Genomic DNA, 18,977 nt, shown 5'->3' with positions numbered 1-18,977 from the left:
GTCAGCCGGCCCGGAGGCTGGGCAGCGCGGCGAACTCCGGGGCCACCACGGCGCTTTCGCGCACGGTGCGGACCCAGGCCCGCGCCTTCGTCAGCGGATGGTGGGGGAACTGGGCGTCCCACGCGGGGTCGTCACTCGGCTCGTACGGCAACTGCGGGTCGTACGGGTGCCCGCCGTCCTTCTTGGAGGGCGCGCCCCTCTTGAGGAGGACCATCGACTCGCGCATGCCGCTGATCTGCCACTCCTCGAACTGACCGGTCAGCACGGCGGTGCGGTCCGCCTTGGCCAGCACGAACGAGGCCCGGAACAGCCGCCCCGTCGAGGACTTGGGCAGCTTCTCGGCCACCAGCGTGTACAGCGCCATGGCGCCGTCAAGCAAGACGGCGTCCGCTTCGAGCAGTGTCGCGGTGGGTGCCGGTGCGATGGCGGGCGACGGGCCTGGTATCACGCGAGCGGCGTGGGTCCGCGCGAGCTCCCGGCGCAGCACCTCGATCTCGTACAGCCACACGGGGCTGCGCGGTAGGGCCTGCTGCATGCTCAGCACCACGACGTCGCGCGTGTTCGGGTCGAACCACCGGGTTCCGTCGAGGTGTTCGAACCCGGTGGTGTCGAAGGTTATCGGCTTTGATTCCCAGGTCGCATGAGCCACAGGCGCAAATTAACACGCCCACCATGAACCACACCATGGTCACTCATTACTCAACAACCTTCCATTTACCGGTCGTTCCTGGTCGCGGGCCACCGCGTGACAACCCGGCGCCGCTACGTCACCAGCACGATTCGCGCCGGTCAGCCGGCATACGGCAGCAGGGCGCGGCGCAGCTCGCCGGCGCTCTGGAAGCCGATGGCCGGCTGTTCGGTCAGCGCCTGGTCGATGACGGCGGCCAGCGGGCTCTCGATGCCCGGGTCGCGCCGCTGGACGGGCACGGGCGCTGACTGCAGGACGATCTGCCAGGGGTCCTTGTCTCGGGGGAAGTCCCGCGGGGTGTGGCCGGTCAGCGCGTGGTAAAGGCAGGCCGCGAGAGCCCACACGTCCACGGCCGGTGCGGCCCTCTTGAAGTTGATGACCTGCTGGCGCGGCATGAAGTGCGGCTTGCCGGCGGTCGATCCGGTCCGGGTCAGGCCGCTGAGGCCGGCCTGGTCGAAGGCCTTGGCGATGCCGAAATCGGCCACTTTGGCCGTCGTGGAACCGTCGAGGTCCTCCTGGAGCAGAATGTTGGAGGGGGTCAGATCGCGGTGCACCACGTTCTGGCCGTGGGCGTGTTCCAGCCCTTCGAGGACCTGCACGGCGATACGGACGGCCTCGGCTGCGGGCAGGCGTCCGTTCCGCTGCCGCAGCAAGAGGTCCAGGCTGCCGCCGGTGCAGTACTCGGTGGTGAAGTAAAAGGTGCCGTCGGCGAAACCCGAGTCGTACAGGGCGGCGATGTTCGGGTGCCGCAGCGCCCCAGTGAGCTCCGCCTCGCGCAGAAAGCGCCTGCGCGCGTCGGCGTTCGCGGCGACCTTCGGCAGCATCACCTTCAATGCCACCTGCTCGCCGGTCGACGCGTGCCGGGCCAGATACACCGCGCCCATTCCGCCCCGCCCCAGCTCCCGGAGCAGCGTATAGCCGGCGATCGGGGCCAGGTCGGGGCGCCCGCTGTGGGCCAGGTCGAGCAGGAGCCGGGCCATGGCGGACGGCTGCGACCGGCAGTTCCCGCACAGGAACTCACCGGACCGGCCGTACATCTCGCTGCCGACCTCACGCCCGCACTTGGCGCAGTGGGTGAGCGCCAGCGTGCGGGGCGCCTGGACGCCGACCCGCAACACCGTGCCCCCGAGCCGGATTTCGTCCCCGTCGGCCAGGTCGTGCTCGGGGTACTGCTGGGCTGCGCCTTCCTCCGGCGTCTGGCCCTTGGCACGCTGACCGATCTTCTCGCCGTTGACGAACGTGCCGTTCATGCTGCCGAAGTCGCGGATGCGGATGTCCGGAGGGTTGATGTCAAGCAGACAGTGGTGACGGGAGACCGTGCTGTTGTGCTCGTCGTCGGGCAGTCGCGGTGAACAGTCCGCACTGCGGCCGAGGACACAGGTGGTGCGCTCGTCGAACACGTACTGCGCCGGGTCGAGCCGCCCCTTGACGAGGGACAGGGTGACAGTGGCCGGGGGCGTCATGGTGCGGTGTCCTGCCCTTCCATAGGTGGAGCGGATCCGGAGAACGCGAGGGCCCCGTCGACAGCGTCGATCACCACCGCCGTTCCGTCGGCGAAGAGCTCCGCCAGCAAGGCGCGCCCCAGCGGCTGGACGAGCACCTGCTCGACCGCCTGCTCAAGGGCGCGGGTGCCCGAGCGGGCCCCCGCGGTGCGGGCGAGCAGCAGCTCGTACGCGGCCTCGGTGGGCGCGATCGTGATGCTCCGGTCTTTGAGGCGGGCGCGGACCCGGTCGAGCAGCTTGTCGAGGATGCGGCGCAGCGCCGCCTCGTCGAGCGGCTCGAAGACGACAACGTGCCCGATGCGGCCCAGGAGTTCGGGTCGCAGTCCCTCGGTGAGCGCGGCGCGTATCCGCTCGGCGGCGGCCGACTGACCGGCCGCGGCAGGGCCGTCCGGCGGGCCCGGCGGGGCGAAGCCGAGGGGTGGGGACTTGGCGGGCTCGGCGGCTTGCCGCGTCCCGAGGTTGGAGGTGAGGATGACGACCGACTCGGTGAAGGAGACGTGCCGCCCGCGCGAGTCGGTCAGCCGGCCCTCGTCGAAGATCTGCAGAAGGATGTCCAGGATCTCCGGATACGCCTTCTCCACCTCGTCGAAGAGCACCACGCTGTGCGGATGGTCCCGTAGCGGTCCGCTGAGCTGGCCCTCGCGATCGTGCCCGAACCGGCGCCGCACGAACGTGGCGTTCGCCTCGATCAGGACGCGGCGCACCGGGTCCAGCCTGCTCGCCTCGAGCTTCTCGCCCAGGTCCTCGCGGCACAGCTGGGCCAGCCCCAACAGCAGGTGCTCCGGCTTGACTTGGGATGCCCGCCCGGCGCGCGCCTCGTTCCGGGCCAGGCTCAGCACAACCGCCACACTGTCGTTGTACGGCTTCATCACGCGCTCTCCCCGGCGGCCAGTTCCCCCTCCAGCTCCACAGGCGCATGGTGCCATCCGCCCTCCCGGACAGATACCGGTCGTCGGGGTTGAGCGCCACGTCCCGCCAGCGGGCCCGCTGGCTCTTCATACTGCAAGGTGCGCTCCTCGCGGCCGGTGCGGGCTGTGGCTGCCGCGGAGAGGAGGTGTCAGGCCCGAGCCAGCAGGAGGCCGCCCATCGTGACCATCGTCGCCGCGACGAAGCCGTCCAGGACCCGCCAGGCCGAAGGGCGGGCGAGGAGTCCGCTGAGGAGCCTCGCCCCGTAGCCCAGGCTGCTGAACCAGGTGAGGCTTGCCAGGCACGCGCCGACTCCGAAGGCCCAGCGCAGATCGCCGCGGTCTGCGGCGAGGGAGCCGAGGAGCAGGACGGTGTCCAGGTAGACGTGCGGGTTGAGCCAGGTCATGGCCAGGCAGGTCAGTACGGCCCGGCGGCCGGACCCGGGAGCGCTGCCCTGGGCGGTGAGGGCAGCGCCCGGCGTCGGGCGCATCACCCGGCGGGCGGCGAGGATTCCGTAGCAGATCAGGAACCCGCCCCCGGCCAGCCCGACGACGGTCAGGGCGGCCGGCCACGCGGTGACGAAGGCGCCGACGCCGGCGACGCCGAGGGCGATGAGGAGCGCGTCCGACACGGCGCAGATGGCGACCACCGCGAGGACCGCGTGGCGGCGCACGCCCTGCCGCAGGACGAAGGCGTTCTGCGCGCCGATGGCGATGATGAGGGAAAGTCCGGTTCCGAAACCGGCGAGGCCCGCCGTGATGATGCCGTGTGTCATGACGTCGACGGTAAGCAGCGTGGCTGTTTCAGTACAGCTAAAGATTTTTACGTACCCTTAGCGCTCGTGATGGATGAGCTTCCTCTGGACCAGGTGCGGACCCTGCTGGCTGTGGTGGACGAGGGCACCTTCGACGCGGCGGCGGCCGCTCTGCACGTGACCCCGTCGGCGGTGAGCCAGCGGGTCAAGGCGCTGGAGCAGCGGACGGGCCGGGTGCTGCTGATGCGGACGAAGCCGGTGCGCGCCACGGAATCGGGGCAGGTGGTGATCAGATTCGCGCGTCAGCTGGCACGGCTGGAGCGCGACGCGCGGGCCGAGCTGGGCATGGCGGCGGAGGCGGGTCCGGTGCGCCTGCCGATCGCGGTGAACGCGGACTCGCTGGCGACCTGGTTCCTGCCGGCGCTGACCCGGGTGCCGCAGGATCCTCCCGTCTGCTTCGAGCTGCACCGCGAGGACGAGTCGCACACGACGGCGTTGCTGCGGGAGGGGCAGGTGATGGCGGCCGTGACCTCCTCGCCGGACCCGGTCGCCGGATGCACCGTACGGAGGCTGGGGCTGGCGCGGTACCTGCCGGTGGCGAGCCCGGGCTTCGCGGCCCTGCACCTGACCGGTGCGCTGGGGCGGGACCTGCGGAAGGCGCCGACCATCGTGTTCGACCGGAAGGACGACCTCCAGGACGCGTTCGTACGGTCACTGGTGGAGGAGGGCGCGGGCGACGGGACCACCACCGGGGCGGGGGATGGGGAGGGGGTAGGGGTGGGTGCGGCCGCGGTACGGCACTACGTGCCCACGTCCGAGGGATTCCGCGATGCGGTGGTCGCGGGGCTGGGGTGGGGGCTGGTGCCGGAGCCGCAGGCCAGGCCGTTGGTGCGGTCGGGGGAGCTGGTCCTGCTGGCGCCGCGGCGGCCGATGGACGTGCCGTTGTACTGGCAGCAGTGGAAGCTGGACTCGCCGGCGCTGTCGACGGTGGCGGACGTGATCGCGGCGGCGGCCCGCGAGACGCTGCGTTGACACGTGGACACTTGGCGGGCTTCCGGTGGCCACCGGCGCACAGGGTTTGGCCCAGGCCGTCGCTGTCGGCACGGTGCGGGAGCCGCCCGCTCCTCGCGGGCCCGGGGGTGATCCGCCCGGTGTCCGGGTTCCCCTAGGCTCACGCCATGGAGTCCTACACGATCGGTCAAGCGGCGCGGCTGCTCGGCGTCAGCGTCGACACCGCCCGGCGCTGGGCGGACGCCGAGCGCTTTCCCACCCGCCGGGAGGGCACGCGGCGGATCGTGGACGGGCCGGACCTGGCGGCCTTCTGCGTGGAGGCCGCGCAGGAGAACGCGGAGGGCGAGGAGGTCCCGTACACCTCGGCGCGCAACGCCTTCCCCGGGATCGTCACGGGAGTGAAGCTCGGTACGGTCGACGCGCAGGTGGAGATCCAGGCCGGGCCGCACCGGATCGTGTCGCTGCTGACGCGGGAGGCGGTGGAGGAGCTCGGGCTCGAGGTGGGCGCGCGGGCAACGGCCCGGGTGAAGTCGACGAGCGTGTTCATCGACCGGCCGTGACAGCGCCGGCGTCGACCTGAGCGCCGGCGTCGACCGGAGTGTCGACACCTGCCTCCGTGTCGGCACCCGCCTCCGTGTCGGCACCCGCCTGCGTGTCGGTACCCGCGTCCGTGTCGGTACCCGCGTCCGTGTCGGGAGGCGCAGGTCCCGCGGGCGGGCCGGGCCGGAGGCGGTGGCAGACTGGCCGGTGATCCGCCGAAGGGGAGGACGTCGTGTCCATGTTCAGCAGCCTGCGCCGGGCCGTGCGCCGCGGCTACCGGCGGACCGTCGACCTCAGCCACCCGTTCCGCTCCCCACTGGGCAGCGCGGTCGTCAACTGCTTGGTCTACCAGGACGGTGTACGGCAGGACGGCTGCGCGGAGGCCGAGGACGCGCTGCGGCGGGTCCGCAAGACGGGCGGCGGTTTCGTCTGGATCGGTCTGCACGAGCCGGATCAGTCGGAGCTGGCCGGGCTCGCCGAGCTGTTCGGCCTCCACCCCCTGGCCGTCGAAGACGCCGTGCACGCGCACCAGCGCCCGAAGGTGGAGCGTTACGACGACATACTGTTCTCCGTCTTCAAGACCGTCCGCTACGTCGAGCACGAGGAGCTCACGGCGACCAGCGAGGTGGTCGAGACCGGTGAGTTGATGGTCTTCACCGGCGACGACTTCGTCATCACCATCCGGCACGGCGGCCGCGGCACCCTCGGCCCGGTCCGCGAGGAGCTCGAAGCGAATCCGGAGCAGTTGGCGAAAGGGCCCGGCGCGGTTCTCCACGCCATCGCCGACCATGTGGTCGACGACTACATGGCCGTCACGGACATGGTCCAGAACGACATCGACGCCGTCGAGACCGCTGTGTTCAGTGAGCACGGCGGCCGGGGCGACGCCGGCCGGATCTACCAGCTCAAGCGCGAACTCCTGGAACTGCGGCGGGCGGTGGCGCCACTCAGCCGCCCGCTCCAGCAGCTGGCCACGCAGCCGATACCGGCGATCCCGCCGGAGATCCGCGCCTACTTCCGGGACGTGGCCGATCATCTGACGCGGGTCACCGAGCAGATCGGCGCCTACGACAACCTCCTCGACTCGATCCTCCAGGCCCACCTCGCGCAGGTGACCGTCGCCCAGAACGAGGACATGCGCAAGATCACGGCGTGGGCGGCCATCATCGCCGTACCGACCATGGTCTGCGGGGTCTACGGCATGAACTTCGACAACATGCCCGAACTGCGCTGGACGTACGGGTACCCGGCCACGCTCGCCGTCATGGCAGTCGCCTGCTTCGTCATCCACCGGGGCTTCCGGCGCAACGGCTGGCTCTGAAAAAACGCGGTGCGACTGGAGTCGCCCGTGCCCGTGTGGCTGCCAGAGGCAGCTCCCTTCCCGTGCCCGGCCGCGGCGTCTTCCCCACGCCGGTGCCGGGCGAGATCCGCGCGTCCGGGACGACCGGGCGGGGCCTGCGCAGTCGCATTGCGGTAACGATCCGGGAGCCGATGGAGCGGGCCCCACCCGGTGGCAAGTGGGCGCACGGCGTGGACGTTACGGACATTCGGCACACGGCAGGGCTCCCGAGCCCCTCACCAGGGCTCCCGGCCCTCCTGCTCGGTCACTTCAGGTGACCTCATGTCACCGCTGGGTTTCAAGGGGGGCCCGGTGCCGATGTGTTTAGGCCGGGAAGCAGAGGAAAGTGGCCAATCTGGCGTCTTGGGAACTGGCTTGACCGCGACGTAAAGGGCGCATAAGTTCTGCCCCGGCTTGCTCCAGCAGGACGGGCCCAGATTTCCGTCCCTTGGGGGGAACATGCACTACTACACCGACGTGCTGAAGAAGTACGCAGACTTTTCCGGCCGCGCCCGCCGCCAGGAATTCTGGATGTTCTTCCTGTGCAACCTGGCCGTCACCGTCGTGCTGGCGATCATCGATGCGGCCCTCGGCACCGGCTTCCTGATCGTCGGTCTGTACGGCCTGGCGACGTTCATCCCGAACCTCGCTCTTGCCGTCCGCCGGCTGCATGACCAGGGCAAGTCCGGCTGGTGGTACTTCGTCTCCCTGGTGCCGTTCGTCGGCTTCATCTGGATCCTCGTCCTCATGGCCACCGCCGGCCAGCAGCAGCCCAACGAGTACGGTCCGGACCCCAAGGCCGTTCACGCCTGAGCAGGGCCCGCGCACAGCTGAGCGCCGCAGTCGACGGAACACGTCGGCTGCGGCGCTTTCGCCGTTCCCGGGCCGGCCGGACCGGGGCGGGTGACGTGCGTCTCGGCAAGCTTGCGGCAGGGGGCTGTCCCGGCCGGGCCGATCACGAGATATCTTGATGTCGAGCAATGTTGCAGACGAGAGACGCAGACTGTGGAGCGGAGCATCCGGTGACTGACTCGACCATCATCTACACGCACACTGACGAGGCCCCGGCCCTGGCGACGTATTCGTTCCTGCCTGTGATCCAGGCGTACGCGTCGACGGCCGGAGTGAATGTCGAGACCCGTGACATCTCCCTGTCGGGTCGGATCATCGCCAGCTTCCCCGAGTACCTCCAGGAGAGCCAGCGGATCGCCGACGACCTCGCCGAGCTGGGCGCGCTGGCGAAGACCCCGGACGCGAACATCATCAAGCTGCCCAACATCTCGGCTTCGATCCCGCAGCTCAAGGCCGCGATCGCCGAGCTCCAGGGCCAGGGCTACGCCCTTCCGGACTACCCGGACGACCCGAAGACCGACGCGGAGCGCGAGGCGCGCGCCCGCTACGACAAGATCAAGGGCAGCGCCGTCAACCCGGTCCTGCGCGAGGGCAACTCCGACCGCCGCGCCCCCGCCTCGGTCAAGAACTACGCCAAGACGCACCCGCACCGCATGGGTGCCTGGACCTCCGAGTCGAAGACGAACGTCGCCACCATGGGCGCCGACGACTTCCGCTCCACCGAGAAGTCCACCGTCATCGCCGAGGCCGGCTCCCTGCGCATCGAGCACGTGGCGGCCGACGGCGCCACCACCGTCCTGCGCGAGTCCGTACCCGTCCTCGCCGGTGAGGTCGTCGACGCAGCCGTCCTGCGCGCCGCCGCCCTCGACGCCTTCCTCACCCGGCAGATCGCCCGCGCCAAGGCCGAGGGCGTGCTCTTCTCCGTGCACCTCAAGGCCACGATGATGAAGGTCTCCGACCCGATCATCTTCGGCCACGTGGTCCGCGCCTTCTTCCCGAAGACCTTCGCGAAGTACGGCGAGGTGCTCATCGCCGCCGGTCTGTCCCCGAACGACGGCCTCGGCGCCGTCCTGAAGGGCCTGGACGGAGTCCCGCACATCGGCGCCGAGATCAAGGCCTCCTTCGAGGCCGAGCTCGCCGAGGGCCCGGCCCTCGCGATGGTCGACTCCGACAAGGGCATCACCAACCTGCACGTTCCGAGCGACGTCATCGTCGACGCCTCCATGCCGGCCATGATCCGCACCTCCGGCCACATGTGGGGCCCGGACGGCCAGGAGGCCGACACCCTCGCGGTCCTGCCGGACAGCAGCTACGCCGGTGTCTACCAGGTCGTCATCGACGACTGCCGCGCGAACGGCGCGTACGACCCGTCCACCATGGGCTCGGTGTCGAACGTCGGCCTGATGGCGCAGGCGGCCGAGGAGTACGGCAGCCACGACAAGACCTTCGAGATCGCCGCCGCGGGCACCGTGCGCATCGTCGACGCCGAGGGCAACGTGGTCCTGGAGCAGGAGGTCGCCGAGGGCGACATCTTCCGCGCCTGCCAGGCCAAGGACCTGCCGATCCGCGACTGGGTCAAGCTCGCCGTCACCCGCGCCCGCGCCACCGGCGACCCGGCCGTCTTCTGGCTCGACGAGGGCCGCGCGCACGACGCGCAGCTGATCGCCAAGGTGAAGACCTACCTGGCCGACCACGACACCGACGGTCTCACCATCAAGATCCTCTCCCCGGTCGAGGCCACCGCCTTCTCCCTGGAGCGCATCCGCCGCGGCGAGAACACGATCTCGGTCACCGGCAACGTGCTGCGCGACTACCTGACCGACCTGTTCCCGATCCTGGAGCTGGGCACCAGCGCCAAGATGCTGTCGATCGTCCCGCTGATGAACGGCGGCGGCCTCTTCGAGACGGGCGCCGGCGGCTCCGCCCCGAAGCACGTCCAGCAGCTCGTCAAGGAGAACTACCTGCGCTGGGACAGCCTGGGCGAGTTCTTCGCGCTGGCGGCCAGCTTCGAGCACCTCGCGACCACCACCGGCAACGCCCGCGCCCAGGTGCTGGCCGACACCCTGGACCGCGCGACCGGCACCTTCCTCAACGAGGACAAGTCGCCGAGCCGCAAGCTGGGCGGCATCGACAACCGCGGCAGCCACTTCTACCTCGCGCTGTACTGGGCGCAGGAGCTGGCCCGGCAGACCGAGGACGCCGAGCTGGCCACCGCCTTCGAGGCGCTCGCCACGGCGCTGGGCGAGCAGGAGCAGACCATCGTGGCCGAGCTGATCGCGGTGCAGGGCTCCCCGGTCGACATCGGCGGGTACTTCCGTCCCGACGCCGTCAAGGCCGAGGCGGCCATGCGCCCGTCCGCGACCTTCAACAAGGCGCTCGCGATCCTGGGCTGAGGCATGTAGCCCGCGCGCGTCTCGCTTGCGCGTTCCGCCCCGTCCGGCAGTCGCCGGCCGGGGCGGAGCCGTTTCCGCACCCTTGTGTTGGCGTGTTGGCGTGTTGTTGTCGCGGTGATGGTGGGTTGTCGTGGTGGTGCACCCGGGCGCGGCCGCGCGACTCGGCCCGGTGCCGGGCGGGCATCCCGGCGCGGGCGCCTCAGAGCCGGTGGACCCGTTCCCGCTCGAACGCCAGCGGGAACGGTCCGGCGGCGAGGATCCGCACGCCGGGAGCCACGGCGAGCAAGTGCCGCAGCCAGGCCCGGGCGTCCGGGCCGAGCTGCTCGGTGCCGTCCAGGACGAGCAGCATGTCCCGTTCGGCCAGCCACGAGACCGCGCGGGCCGTACCGGAGGGATGCGAGGGCATGTCCGGCGCACGGCGGCCCAGCTCGGCCGTCAACTCGCGGACTCCGTACACCCCCTGGACGGGTTCCATGGCGATGACGGCCGCCGCGTCGTAGAAGTTCGACGCGAGCCGGCGCGCGATCTCCCGCACCAGCAGGCTCCGCGACCCGCGGGAACCGCCCGTCACGGTCAGCACCCGCCCCCGGCGGACGGCGGTGAGTAACCGGGACAGCTCGTCCGACGTGGCGGGCAGCGTTCCGATCGACGATTCCGAGTCCCTCATCGGCACGATGCCCCCCATTGCATGCGTGGCCAAGCGCGGCAGAGGGTTCGTTCAAGCCGCGTGAGGACGATTATCCGCCACTCGCGCCGTAAGGCCAGGGGTACGGCACATTCGGAGGCCCGCCCCGGCCGTCCGCGAGGCGACGGATTTTCCGTGGGCGTTCGGCGGATGTCCCGGGGACGTCCCCGTCGATGTCCCCGTCGATGTCCCCGGGGATGTGACGTTCTCCGGTCGGGGGAGTCCGGTCCCGGCGGCTCCTCTATGCACGATGAGCGCCATGACGAAGAACGACGACGCCACGGCCTGGCAGGGCAGCCGCCTCGATCTGGACGCGTACCTCCGGCGGATCGGCTACGACGGAGAACTCACGCCCACGCTCGACGTCCTGCGGGCCCTGACCCGGGCGCACATCACCGCCATCCCCTTCGAAGTCGTCGAGATCGTACTCGGCCGGCCGCTCTCCCTCGACCTTCAGGACCTTCAGGACAAACTGGTACACCAGCGTCGCGGCGGCTACTGCTACGAGCACAGCCTGCTCCTCGCGGCGGCCCTGGAGCGCGTCGGCTTCGGCGTGACCGGGCTGGCCTCACGGGTGCGGATCGGCTCCGACGGCATCCGTCCCGCCACGCACGCCATGCTGCGGGTGGAGACCGCCGAGACGGCCGAGACCGGCAAGGTGTGGGTCTGCGACCCCGGCTTCGGCCGCAACCCGCTGGAGCCCCTGGAACTGGTGGACGGCGGCGAGAACACCTGTGACGGCTGGGGGTTCCGGCTGCGGCAGGCGGCGACCGAGGTGGGCGACACCGTCTACGCGATGCAGACGAGGGGCGCCGACGGCTGGTTCGACCTGCACGCCTTCACGCTCGACCAGCGCTACCCGCAGGACTGGCTGGTGGCCAACCACTTCCTGTCCACGCACCCGCGCTCGCCGTTCGCCGGCCGGCTGGTCGTGCAGCGGATGGGCGCGGGGGAGCACCGGTTCCTGGACGGTACGATCCTCACCACCACGCTCCCCGACGGCACGGCCACGGCTCGCCGCTACGCTCCGGAAGAACTCCCGGACCTGCTGGGGGACCTGTTCGAGGTGGAACTGTCGGCCTCCGACCGCGCGCAGCTCGTCGCCCGGGTGTCCACCGCCCGCCAGGTCGAGGCGATGTACCCGGCGACCGTGCGGCAGCCGCCGAGGGCGTCCGCGCACCGCGGGGGGCGCAGGGCGGTGGCTTCCCTGGCATGAGCCCGCGTGGGGCCCGTGTTGAACCGCGTCGAGCACGTGTGGGGCCCGCGTGGGCCCGCGTTGAGCCCGTGCCCGCGTTGAGCCCGTGCGGCGGTCCGCCGCGGCTGCTCCTGCTCGCTGCCGCCCGATGCGTACCGGCGAGGTGTCGATGATCGGGTAGACATCGCCGAGCGGGCCACTGAGGTCACGGGCGTCGCGGGAGCCCCGCCGGTGTGGCCGGCGTAGTTCCCGTGGTCCCTGTGACGTACATGTCCCCGCCCCGCCCTCGGGGAACGGTTGTCCGGAAGCCGGTATTGGGCTCTACTGCTGTGCAGCCCCTCCTCGGGGCATATTCACGGGAGGGGCCAGGATGAGAGCGGACCGGCGGGCAGATCGGCTGGCGGAGCGGGCGGCGCGGCGAGCGGCGCGCCCTTCCTCGCACCGGCGGCGACCGCGCTTCCGCGGCCGCAGGCCGCTGCTGGCCCTCCTGATCTCCGGCTTCCTCCTCGTCGGAGTCTGCGCCGCCACCGGCATCGCCTGGGACCCCTTCACGGCCGCCTCCCCGCAAGGCGGTTCGGCTCCCGGCACCGACGTGCCGTGGTCCACCGAGCCGGGTGCCGCGGCCGCACCCGGCGCCTCCGGCCCGGCCGGAACCCCGGACCCGGGCAAGACCGCCCCGACCGGCAAGGCAGGGGGCCAGGCCACTGCTCAGGCGCCCCTCGACACCGGAGCCGCCCGCCCCGCCGGTGCCCTGCCCTTCGACCTGCCCCAGCCGGCCGCCCTGCGCTCCGGCGAAGCGGGCCGGAAGCTGGTGTTCGCCCACTACTTCACCCCGTACCCGCTCTCCCTCGACAACGCGAGCGCCGACGAGGACTACTACGCCCGCAACTACCTGAACCCGGACGGCGAGAGCGGCAAGCACGAGAAGTACGGCGGCCTGCTGCGCGACCGGCCGCTGCCCGTCCCGCCCAAGGGCGGCAACTGGGAGTACGCCAACCTCCAGCAGGAGGTGCGCACCGCCCGCGCCGCGGGCATCGACGGGTTCACGCTCGACATGCTCTCCCTGTCCGGCAAGAACTGGGAGCGGTCCAACCTCCTGATGGAGGCGGCCTATTCGGTGGACCCGGACTTCAAGGTCATGCTGATGCCGGACATGACCTCCCTCAAGACCGACGACCCGGGCGTCCTCGCCGACGCGGTCGCGGCGCTCGGCAAGGCCCCGGCCGCGCACCGGCTCCCCGACGGCCGGCTCGTCGTCTCCCCCTTCAAGGCGGAGACGAAGAACGCCGCCTGGTGGACCGGGTTCATCGACAGCCTCAAGACCCGGCACGGCATCCGTACGGCCTTCGTCCCGCTCTTCCTCGACTTCGGCGCGCACAGCGGTGAGTTCGCGCCCATCAGTTACGGGTTCTCCGAGTGGGGCAGCCGCAGTTACGTCGGCCAGGAGAGCTCCACGCGCGACGTCCAGCGGGCCCACGGCATGGGCAAGATCTGGATGCAGCCGGTGTCGGTCCAGGACGCCCGGCCCAACCAGGGCATCTACGACGAGGCCGGCAACACCGCGACGCTGCGCTCCACGTGGACCCAGGCCATCGACGGCGGCGCCGACTGGGTGCAGCTCACCACGTGGAACGACTACTCGGAGGGCAGCCAGTTCGCGCCCTCCCTGCACAACGGCCACACCTACCTGGACCTGACCTCGTACTACCTGACGAGGTTCAAGACGGGCAGCTGGCCGAAGATCGTCCGGGACACGCTGTACCTCACGGCGCGCACCCAGTTCGCCGGCGCCGACCCGACGGGGGACCAGTCGCTGGTGATGTCGCTGCGCAAGGGCAGCGCCGCACCCCGGGACACGGTGGAGGTGCTGAGCTTCCTCGCCCGGCCCGCGACCGTCCGTACGACCGTCGGATCCGCCAAGGACACGCACGAGGCCCCGGCCGGCGTCCACTCCGAGCTGCTGCCGCTGAAGGCGGGCATCAGCAGGGCGGAGGTGCTGCGGGGCGGGAAGACGGCGGCGGGCGTGGAGCTGCCGTATCCCGTGGACCACACAGTGGAGGTGCAGGACCTCCAGTACTACGCGGCGACGAGCGGGCGGACGCCGTAGGACCCGGCGCCCGGGCGCCCCGGAGTCTCGGCGTCCGGAACGGCACCCCGTGCCCGGGAGTGTGCGGGGAAGGAGTGCCGGCACGGCCACGGCGGGGGATGATCCGGACGACAGCCGCCGCGCCGCATCGACGGAGGACCCGAGATGTCCGAGCCGCAAAGCCCCGCCGAGTCATCCGCCCGCGAGCCCGCGCACGGTCCCGCCGAGTCATCCGCCCGCGAGCCCGCCCACCCGACGGCCGGCGCACCTGCCGCCTTCCCCGGCGGGCAGGCGCTCTTCCGCCTCGACCCCGCCGTGTCCCACCTCAACCACGGCTCCTTCGGCGCGGTACCCACCCTCGTCCAGCAGACCCAGGCCGCGCTCCGCGCCCAGGCCCACGCCGATCCGGACGCCTTCTTCCTCGCCGTCCCCGACCGGCTCGCCCAGGCCCGGGCCAGGATCGCCGCGCACCTCGCCGCCGACCCCGACGGGATCGCCTTCGTCTCCAACGCCACCGAAGGCGCCCGTCTCGCCCTCGACGCCGTCCCGCTCGCCGACGGCGACGAAATCCTGGTCACCGACCACGGCTACGGCACCGTCGTCGCGGCCGCCGCCCGCCGCGCGCCCGTCACCACCGTCGCCCTGGACCCGCACCTGCCCGACGAGGACGCCGTACGGAAGACCGTGCTGGCCGCGCTGAGGCCCCGTACGAAGGTGGCCGTACTCGACCACATCAGCTCGCCCACCGCCCGCGTCATCGCGAGCCCCCGGCTCCTCGCCGACCTGGCCGCCCGCGGGGTCACCACCGTCGTCGACGGCGCCCACGCCCCCGGCATGCTCGCCGACCCCCTGGCGGGCCGCGCCGACTTCTGGTTCGGGAACCTCCACAAGTGGGCCTACGCCCCGCCCGGCAGCGCGATCCTCGCCGTCGCGCCGCGCCACCGCCACCGGATCCGGCCGCTCGTACCCTCCTGGGAGGACCACCACGGCTTCCCGCGCGCGGTCGAGTACCGCGCCACCGCCGACTACACCGGCTGGCTCGCCGCCCCCGAAGGACTGGACTTCCTCGACCGCCTCGACGCGGCCGCGGTACGGGCCCACAACAGCGCCCTCGCCGCCCACGGCGCGGACCTGCTCGCCGAGATCCCCGGGCTCACCCGGCTCCCGCACACCGACGGCCTCGCCATGCGTACCCTGCGCCTGCCGCCCGGAGTCGCGGAGACCCCCCAGAGCGCCCGCGCCCTGCGCGAGGAGCTCGCGGCGCGGGCGCGGATCCGCGTACTGATCTGGCCCTGGCCGGGCGGCGGTGGGATCCGGGTCTGCGGGCAGATCTACAACCGGCCCGAAGAGTACGAGCGCCTCGCCGCGGCCCTCCCCGCCCACCTGGCCTAGGGGCGTCAGCCGCGCCTGAGCAGGTACGTGTCCATGATCCAGCCCTTGCGGGCCCGGGCCTCGGTCCGCAACTCCTCGATCCGCCCGGCGACCTCCGACAGCTTCCCCGCGACCAGGATCTCGTCGGGGGTGCCGACGTAGGCCCCCCAGTAGATGAAGAGGTCCTGGTCCAGGTGGGCGGTGAAGGCATGCCGTGCGTCCAGCATCACCACCACGTCGTCCACGTCCTCGGGCCAGCCCTCGGCCAGCCGCCGCCCCGTGGTGATCTGGACCGGCCGCCCGACCCGGTTCAGATTCGTCCGGTGGCGTGCGAGCAGCGCCGACACGCTGCTGATGCCGGGTACGACCTCGTGCTCGAAGGCCACCCGCCCCCGGTCCAGCACCTCGTCGAGGATCGCGAGCGTGGAGTCGTACAGCGAGGGGTCGCCCCACACCAGGAACGCCCCGGTCTCGCCCTCCGCCAGATCCTCCGCGATGAACCGCTCGAACAGCTCGGCCCGCGCGCTGCGCCAGCCGTCCACCGTCGGGGTGTAGTCGGCCGGGGTCCGGTCCCGGTCCGGGTCGCGGCCCTCCACCAGCCGGTGGCCGGGGCGGGCGTGCGCATCGAGCATCGCGCGCCGCAGCCCGGTCAGATCCGCCTTCTCCTCCCCCTTCTCCAGGATGAGGAATGCGTCCGCCGCGCCGATCGCCTTGACCGCCTGGAGGGTCAGGTGGTCCGGGTCGCCCGCGCCTATGCCGATCACTGAGAACTTCTTCACCCGGCTATTCTGCCCGTCATGCGTGTCGCCCTGTTCGTCACCTGCGTCAATGACGCGCTGTACCCGCGTACGGGCATCGCCGTCGTACGCCTCCTGGAGCGGCTGGGCGTCGAGGTGGACTTCCCGGCGGGCCAGAGCTGCTGCGGCCAGCCGCAGTACAACACCGGCTACCGGCGCGAGGCCGAACCCCTCCTCCGGCGCACGGCCGAGGCCTTCGCCGGGTACGAGTACGTCGTCACCCCGTCAGGGTCCTGCGCCGCGATGCTCCGAGCGCACTACCCGCGCATCGGCCGCAAGACGGCCGCGGAAGGCCTCGGCACCGCGCTCGCCGAGGCGGCGGACTCCCTGGCACCGCGCGTGTACGAACTGACCGAATTCCTGGTCGACGTGCTCGGGGTGACCGACGTGGGCGCGTACTACCCACACACCGTCACTTATCACCCTTCTTGTCACGGTCTACGGGAACTCGCGCTGGGAGAGCGACCACGGCGGCTGCTGGCCGCCGTCAAGGGCCTGGACCTGGTCGAGCTGCCCGGGGCCGAGGAGTGCTGCGGCTTCGGCGGCACCTTCGCCGTCAAGAACCCGGACGTCTCCGCCGCCATGGGCACCGACAAGATCGCCAACGCGGCCGCCACCGGCGCCGAGGTGCTGTGCGGCGCCGACAACTCCTGCCTCGCCCACCTGGACGGGCTGCTGCGGCGCGCCGGCGCCCCGCTGCGCACCCTGCACCTCGCCGAGATCCTGGCCGCGACCGAGGAGGAACCCCTGCGATGACGGCCACACCTCTGGGCATGCCCGCGTTTCCCGTTGCAGCGCGGGAGGCCGTACGGGACGACGTACTCCGCGCCAATCTGCGGCACGCCACGCACACCATCCGCGACAAACGCGCCCGCGCGGTCGCCGAACTGGCGGACTGGGACCGGCTGCGCGAGGCGGGCAAGGCCGTCAAGGACCACACCCTGCGCCATCTCGACCGCTACCTCCTCGAACTGGAGGCCTCGGTCACCGCGGCCGGCGGCACCGTCCACTGGGCCGCCGACGCCGCCGAGGCCAACCGGATCGTGACGGATCTCGTCCTGGCCACAGGTGAACGCATGGTGGTGAAGGTCAAGTCGATGGCCACCCAGGAGATCGGCCTCAACGAAGCCCTGGAAGAGGCCGGGATCGCCGCCTACGAAACCGACCTCGCCGAACTCATCGTCCAGCTCGGCCACGACCGGCCCTCCCACATCCTGGTCCCGGCCATCCACCGCAACCGGGCCGAGATCCGCGACGTCTTCCGGGCGGAGATGGGCCGTTGGGGTCGCCCCGCCCCCGACGGCCTCGGAGACGACCCGCGGGAACTGGCCGAAGCCGCCCGCCTGCACCTGCGCGAGAAGTTCCTGCGAGCCAGGGTCGCCGTGTCCGGCGCCAACTTCATGGTCGCCGAAACCGGCACGATGGTCGTCTTCGAGTCCGAGGGCAACGGCCGGATGTGCCTGACCCTGCCCGAGACCCTGATCTCGGTCGTGGGCGTGGAGAAGGTGATCCCGACCTTCCGCGATCTGGAGATCTTCCTGCAGACCCTGCCCCGCTCCTCGACGGCCGAGCGGATGAACCCGTACACCACGATGTGGACCGGTACGACGGACGGCGACGGGCCGTCCGTCTTCCACCTGGTCCTCCTCGACAACGGCCGCACCGACACCCTGGCCGACGAAACCGGCCGCCAGGCCCTGCGCTGCATCCGCTGCTCCGCCTGCCTCAACGTCTGCCCGGTCTACGAGCGCGCCGGCGGCCACGCCTACGGCTCCGTCTACCCGGGGCCCATCGGCGCCATCCTCAGCCCGCAACTACGGGGAACCGCCAGTGAGATCGACGCCTCGCTGCCCTACGCCTCCACCCTGTGCGGGGCCTGCTACGAGGTCTGCCCGGTCGCCATCGACATCCCCGAGGTCCTCGTCCACCTGCGCGAACGGGTGGCCCAGGGCGGCCAGGTGACCCGTGAGGGCATCCGCGTACGGATCCGCCCCGCCCACGGCCACGCCGCCGAACGGGCCGCCATGCGCGCCGCCCGGCTGCTGCTGGACCACCCCGTCGCCCTGCGCGCGGGGGAGCGCCTGCTGGCCCGGGCCCGCCGCCTGCGCCCGCGCCGACTGCCCGGACCCGGCCGGGCCTGGACCGACAGCCGCGAACTGCCGCAGCTCCCCGCACAGTCGTTCCGCGACTGGTGGACCCGCGAGAGGGGCACGACCCGATGAGCGGCAAGGACCGCATCCTGGCCCGCATCCGGCGGGCCGTGCCCGAACCCGGCCCGGGCCCGGAGATCCCGAGGGACTACCTCCGGGTCCACGGAACGCGCACACCCGCCGAGACCGCGGACCTCCTCGCCGGCCACCTCGCGGAGTACCGGGCCGTGGTCCACCGCACGGACGAGACGGGGCTCCCGCCCCTGCTCATGCGGCTCCTCGCCGAACGGGGCGCTCGCAGTGTGCTCGTCCCGCCCGGGCTGCCCCCGTACTGGCTCTCGGCGGCCGACGCGACCCGCGTCCACGACCGCGCCGAGTCCACCCCGTACGACCTGGACGCCGTGGACAGCGTGGTCACCGGCTGCGCCCTGGCCATCGCGGAGACCGGCACCATCGTCCTGGACGGCGGCCCCGACCAGGGCCGGCGCCGCATCACCCTCATCCCGGACCACCACATCTGCGTGGTCCGGGTCCCTGACCAGGTCGTCGACTCCGTCCCCCTGGCCATGTCCCGGCTCGACCCCACCCGGCCCCTGACCTGGATCTCCGGCCCCTCCGCCACCAGCGACATCGAACTCGACCGGGTGGAAGGCGTCCACGGCCCCCGCACCCTGGAGGTCGTCCTGCTGACGGCTGCGGAAGACTGAC

At 71.6% G+C, this 18,977-nt stretch carries 17 protein-coding genes; 11 read left to right on the top strand and 6 right to left on the bottom strand.

Translation table 11 applies throughout. The annotated features are described in order from the left end of the window. Window position 1: 1 nt before the first annotated feature. The 4 genes from ABZX75_RS05630 to ABZX75_RS05615 form a co-directional block, all read right to left on the bottom strand. On the bottom strand, window positions 2-649 hold the full coding sequence (locus tag ABZX75_RS05630; RefSeq protein ID WP_355408164.1) for a hypothetical protein: 648 nt from the start codon (window positions 647-649) through the stop codon (window positions 2-4). 140 nt (window positions 650-789) lie between these two features. Further along, entirely contained in the window at window positions 790-2,151 is a 1,362-nt protein-coding gene (locus ABZX75_RS05625) for a protein kinase (protein ID WP_355408162.1), read from the bottom strand. Then, entirely contained in the window at window positions 2,148-3,059 is a 912-nt protein-coding gene (locus tag ABZX75_RS05620) for an AAA family ATPase (protein WP_355408160.1), read from the bottom strand. Before ABZX75_RS05620 ends, ABZX75_RS05625 begins: the two co-directional genes overlap by 4 nt. A gap of 188 nt (window positions 3,060-3,247) precedes the next feature. Continuing rightward, window positions 3,248-3,871, bottom strand: coding sequence for a LysE/ArgO family amino acid transporter (locus tag ABZX75_RS05615; RefSeq protein ID WP_355408158.1), 624 nt, complete (start codon window positions 3,869-3,871; stop codon window positions 3,248-3,250). A 69-nt stretch (window positions 3,872-3,940) separates the two neighbouring features. On the opposite strand from ABZX75_RS05615, the gene ABZX75_RS05610 reads away from it, so the two are divergent. From ABZX75_RS05610 to ABZX75_RS05590, 5 genes are all read left to right on the top strand, one after another. Continuing rightward, window positions 3,941-4,882, top strand: coding sequence for a LysR family transcriptional regulator ArgP (locus tag ABZX75_RS05610; RefSeq protein ID WP_355408156.1), 942 nt, complete (start codon window positions 3,941-3,943; stop codon window positions 4,880-4,882). Window positions 4,883-5,028: 146 nt separating this feature from the next. Further along, window positions 5,029-5,421 (top strand): TOBE domain-containing protein, encoded by a 393-nt coding sequence (locus tag ABZX75_RS05605; protein WP_355408154.1) that lies wholly within the window; start codon window positions 5,029-5,031, stop codon window positions 5,419-5,421. Window positions 5,422-5,639: 218 nt separating this feature from the next. Continuing rightward, entirely contained in the window at window positions 5,640-6,722 is a 1,083-nt protein-coding gene (gene corA / locus ABZX75_RS05600; protein WP_355408498.1) for a magnesium/cobalt transporter CorA, read from the top strand. 477 nt (window positions 6,723-7,199) lie between these two features. After that, window positions 7,200-7,553: a DUF805 domain-containing protein gene (locus ABZX75_RS05595; protein WP_355408152.1), complete on the top strand. Its 354-nt coding sequence runs from the start codon at window positions 7,200-7,202 to the stop codon at window positions 7,551-7,553. Between the two features lie 209 nt (window positions 7,554-7,762). Next, window positions 7,763-9,985 (top strand): NADP-dependent isocitrate dehydrogenase, encoded by a 2,223-nt coding sequence (locus tag ABZX75_RS05590; protein WP_355408150.1) that lies wholly within the window; start codon window positions 7,763-7,765, stop codon window positions 9,983-9,985. A 199-nt stretch (window positions 9,986-10,184) separates the two neighbouring features. Here ABZX75_RS05590 and ABZX75_RS05585 read toward each other — a convergent pair whose 3' ends face one another. Beyond that, window positions 10,185-10,652, bottom strand: a complete 468-nt coding sequence (locus tag ABZX75_RS05585; RefSeq protein ID WP_355408148.1) for a hypothetical protein — start codon at window positions 10,650-10,652, stop codon at window positions 10,185-10,187. Between the two features lie 277 nt (window positions 10,653-10,929). Between ABZX75_RS05585 and ABZX75_RS05580 the strand changes: the two genes are divergently transcribed. The 3 genes from ABZX75_RS05580 to ABZX75_RS05570 all read left to right on the top strand — a co-directional run bounded on the left by ABZX75_RS05580 (window position 10,930) and on the right by ABZX75_RS05570 (window position 15,343). Continuing rightward, entirely contained in the window at window positions 10,930-11,886 is a 957-nt protein-coding gene (locus tag ABZX75_RS05580) for an arylamine N-acetyltransferase (protein ID WP_355408147.1), read from the top strand. A gap of 349 nt (window positions 11,887-12,235) precedes the next feature. Further along, window positions 12,236-13,972, top strand: coding sequence for a glycoside hydrolase family 71 protein (locus ABZX75_RS05575; RefSeq protein ID WP_355408145.1), 1,737 nt, complete (start codon window positions 12,236-12,238; stop codon window positions 13,970-13,972). Between the two features lie 144 nt (window positions 13,973-14,116). Further along, on the top strand, window positions 14,117-15,343 hold the full coding sequence (locus ABZX75_RS05570) for an aminotransferase class V-fold PLP-dependent enzyme (protein ID WP_355408143.1): 1,227 nt from the start codon (window positions 14,117-14,119) through the stop codon (window positions 15,341-15,343). Window positions 15,344-15,348: 5 nt separating this feature from the next. Here the strand turns inward: ABZX75_RS05570 and cobF are convergent, their stop codons facing one another. Further along, window positions 15,349-16,101, bottom strand: coding sequence for a precorrin-6A synthase (deacetylating) (cobF, locus tag ABZX75_RS05565; protein WP_355408141.1), 753 nt, complete (start codon window positions 16,099-16,101; stop codon window positions 15,349-15,351). A gap of 18 nt (window positions 16,102-16,119) precedes the next feature. Here cobF and ABZX75_RS05560 point away from each other — a divergent pair, with 18 nt between their 5' ends. Genes ABZX75_RS05560 through ABZX75_RS05550 form a run of 3 tightly spaced genes read left to right on the top strand, consistent with a single transcriptional unit; the run spans window position 16,120 to window position 18,976 of the window. Next, window positions 16,120-16,875, top strand: a complete 756-nt coding sequence (locus ABZX75_RS05560; protein WP_355408139.1) for a (Fe-S)-binding protein — start codon at window positions 16,120-16,122, stop codon at window positions 16,873-16,875. Further along, on the top strand, window positions 16,872-18,341 hold the full coding sequence (locus tag ABZX75_RS05555) for a lactate utilization protein B (protein ID WP_355408137.1): 1,470 nt from the start codon (window positions 16,872-16,874) through the stop codon (window positions 18,339-18,341). Before ABZX75_RS05560 ends, ABZX75_RS05555 begins: the two co-directional genes overlap by 4 nt. After that, window positions 18,338-18,976 (top strand): LUD domain-containing protein, encoded by a 639-nt coding sequence (locus ABZX75_RS05550; protein WP_355408135.1) that lies wholly within the window; start codon window positions 18,338-18,340, stop codon window positions 18,974-18,976. Before ABZX75_RS05555 ends, ABZX75_RS05550 begins: the two co-directional genes overlap by 4 nt. The last annotated feature ends 1 nt before the right edge of the window (window position 18,977 follow it).

This window comes from Streptomyces sp. NPDC003038 (genome assembly GCF_040611115.1).
GTDB lineage: Bacteria > Actinomycetota > Actinomycetes > Streptomycetales > Streptomycetaceae > Streptomyces.
This window is presented reverse-complemented; position numbering and strand designations above follow the sequence as displayed.